3 protein-coding genes are annotated in these 3,276 nt (G+C 63.9%); 2 read left to right on the forward strand and 1 reads right to left on the reverse strand.

The window, feature by feature from the left end:
• The coding region (locus QZ588_RS17890; RefSeq protein WP_295544460.1) for a hypothetical protein at positions 1 to 888 on the forward strand (888 nt) is incomplete at its 5' end.
• A gap of 543 nt (positions 889 to 1,431) precedes the next feature.
• Complete coding sequence (locus QZ588_RS17895) at positions 1,432 to 2,991, forward strand: ATP-binding protein (protein ID WP_295544462.1); 1,560 nt, start codon at positions 1,432 to 1,434, stop codon at positions 2,989 to 2,991.
• Between the two features lie 13 nt (positions 2,992 to 3,004).
• On the opposite strand, the gene QZ588_RS17900 is transcribed toward QZ588_RS17895, so the two are convergent.
• A partial coding sequence (locus QZ588_RS17900) for a hypothetical protein (protein WP_295544464.1) occupies positions 3,005 to 3,276 on the reverse strand: 272 nt, incomplete at its 5' end.

The following is a 3,276-nucleotide window of genomic DNA, read 5'->3' on the forward strand; positions in this document are numbered from 1 at the left end:
CGCGCCTTCGGCATTGCGCTGATGGATGTCTTTGCCGAGACGCCCTGGGCCGTCGAGCTGGAACTGGAAATGGCCCTAAAGAGCCAACTGCTCGATGTCGCCATCATCGAAGCGGCGGCGCCGGGCGAGGCGCGTCAGCCGCCGCCCGGGCAGCCCGAGCAGGCGGTGCTACCCGACGGACTGGAGAACCTGCGCGCGCACAACCTGCTGACGTATAAATCCCATCACGAAGCCCTCACCGCCTGGGTGCTTGACGAACTGACCGGGCACTACGTGAACTATCGCAAGCAGCGGCTTGCGGGCGATGGCAAGCGCCACCCGCTCGACGCCTTTGGCCTCTATGCGGTTACTACACGCTATCCTGAAGCGCTGACGCGCGCGCATCCGCTCCATGTCACCGCCTGGGACGGCGTCTACGAGCTGCCCTGGGGCGGTCATCAGGTGCGGGTGATCGTGCTCAACCGCATCGAGCAGCACCCACGCAATGCCGCCTGGGAACTCTTTGCCAGCGAGCAGGCTCGGATGCGCCAGGGGCTGGAGCACTACCGCACGCACCACCCGCACCCGAGCGACAGCGGCCACTGGGAACTGCTCGAGCAGCTCTACCGACTCTACCGACGCGAGGCGCCTGACATGGCCTACACCCTGGAACAATTCATCCGCGAGACTCACGAGATGGTCATCGACGAGGCCATCCGTAGCGATCCCCAGGCGATACTGCAGCGGCTCGATCCCGAGGAGCGGCTCAAGGGTCTCGATCCCGAGGCTCGCCTCAAGGGCCTCGATCCCGAGGCGATTCTGAAGCGGTTCGATCCCGAGGAGCGGCTCAAGGGGCTTGATCCGGCCATCATCGAAGCCTGGCTCGCCAAGCAGAAACCAAAAAGCTGACGGGCAGTCGAAATCGCCGTTGCGGGTAGAGAGGAATTCCGGATCCTCGGGGTCCGGCCCGGAGCTATCCGAATAACCTCAAGCACCAGGCCACCAACTGCTCACCCAGCGCTTCCAGCCGCTGCCAACCCCAGGGCACTTCCGGGCGCTCCAGCGCGCACGGGTGCCAGGTTCCCCTCGGCGATCTCCAGCCGTTGGACCGCATCCGGCCATAGCTGCAGCCAGGGCGCCTGCGGCCAGGCCAACCAGGTGCCGTCGTCGGTGCGGGTGACGCGCAGCAGGCCATCGCTGACCAGGCGAAAGCGACGGCCTGCGCAACCTGTACTCGGTGATCAAGGGTCTGCTCACAGCGTGCGTGAGCGCGGCGAGTTGCCAGTGCATCCCATGAGTGTGGGCGGTCAGTGATGCACCTGTGCTGAGCGCCTGGGGTGAGGCCGCCACCGCAAGGTGCGGTGCCGGTGGTGATGCCGTCGCAGGGCGGCGTGCCTGGCCACGCGAGGCTTGCCCGGCGCCCGTATCGACTTTGGGCTAGACTCTGCCCGCATGAACAGCCCCCGCAAAAAACTCCCCATCGGTATCCAGACCTTCCGCGAAATTCGCGAGGATGATTGCTACTACGTCGACAAGACGCCGTTGGCGCTTCGCCTGATCAAGGAAGGTAAGTATTACTTCCTGTCGCGCCCGCGTCGCTTCGGCAAGTCGCTGTTTCTGGATACCTTGGCGGAACTGTTCGAGGGCAACCGCGAGTTGTTCAGCGGCCTGGCGGCGGAAGGGCGCTGGGACTGGTCGCGGCGCTTCCCGGTGATCCGGCTGAGCTTCGGTGGCGGCGTTCTGCATACGCGCGATGCGCTGGACAAGCGGATCGCGGACCTGTTGCGCATCAATCGCGAGGCGCTGGAGGTCGAGCTTCACCCGGATCTGGACATCGCCGGGCAGTTTGGTGACCTGATCCGTAAGGCGCATGCTGCCACCGGCGAGCGGGTTGTGGTGCTGGTGGACGAATACGACAAACCCATCCTGGATAACCTCACCGATCCGGCCGCGGCCGGCGTCATGCGTGACGGTCTGCGCAACCTGTACTCGGTGATCAAGGATGCCGACGCCCATGTCCGCTTTGCCTTTCTCACCGGCGTCTCCAAGTTCAGCAAGGTCAGCATCTTCTCCGGCTTGAATAACCTCAAGGACATCACCCTGAATCCGCGGTATTCGGCCATCTGCGGCTATACGGAAGCGGATCTGGACACCGTGTTTGCGCCGGAACTGGACGGCCTCGACCGCGAGCAGATCCGCACCTGGTACAACGGTTACAACTGGACTGGCGAGGCCGTCTACAACCCATACGACGTGTTACTGCTGTTTGATGAGCGCCGCTTCCACCCCTGGTGGTTCGAGACGGGTACACCCACCTTTCTGGTGGAGGTACTGACTCGGCGCGGCTACTTCACCCCGCAGTTGGCAAACCTGCGGGCCAGCGAGGCGCTGCTGTCCGCCTTCGATGTCGACACCATGGAGTCAGAGGCTCTGTTATGGCAGACGGGTTATCTGACCCTTACCGGCTCACGCCAGATTGGCGCGCGATGGGAATACGGTCTCGGATACCCCAACCTGGAGGTGGAGTCCGCACTGAACGACGCCTTGCTCAAGCGACTGATGGGGAATGGGCTGCGGGCGGAACAGGCTGTCAGCCGGCTGTATGACGTGCTGCTGAGTGGCGATTTCGAGGCGTTGCGCCGGCATGTCGCCAGCCTGTTCGCGGCCATTCCCAGTGATTGGTATCGCAACAACCCGATCGCCCGTTATGAGGGCTACTATGCCAGTGTCTTCTATAGCCATCTGGCCGCGCTGGGGCTGGATCTGACGCCCGAGGACACCAGCAACGTCGGGCGGCTGGATCTGGCGCTGCGCTTCAATGGCAACCTCTACCTGATGGAGTTCAAGGTGGTGGAGCTGGTGCCGGAAGGCCGGGCGCTGGAGCAGATCAAGGCGAAAGGCTACGCGGACAAATACCGCGCCGAAGGCCTGCCCATCCATCTGCTGGGCATCGAGTTCAGCAAGGAGCAGCGTGCGCTGGTGGGGTTTGAGGTGGAGACACTCAGTCCTTGAGTCCCGCGCCGTCCTATGTGTCCAGGCCACGCACCGTCAGACATCCGTTGGGGCCGCGCCTGGGGATTCGCGCTTTCACCCCGGCCGCAAACTGCGCCCGTCGCAGCAGGGGCTGGATCGGCTCTATGAACGTGCCCGTCGGCTTCACGAGCAAGGGGCCGATCTCGATCGGCTCCGACAGTACGTTCAACGCTGGTTCAGCTGGCTGCATGGGGGCCTGCGCGGGCGGGTGAGTCGACACGGGCGATGCCAGCGGATCTGGATTCAGGTACTTCGCCAACTCAA

This window comes from uncultured Thiohalocapsa sp., from assembly GCF_913062725.1.
GTDB lineage: Bacteria > Pseudomonadota > Gammaproteobacteria > Chromatiales > Chromatiaceae > Thiohalocapsa.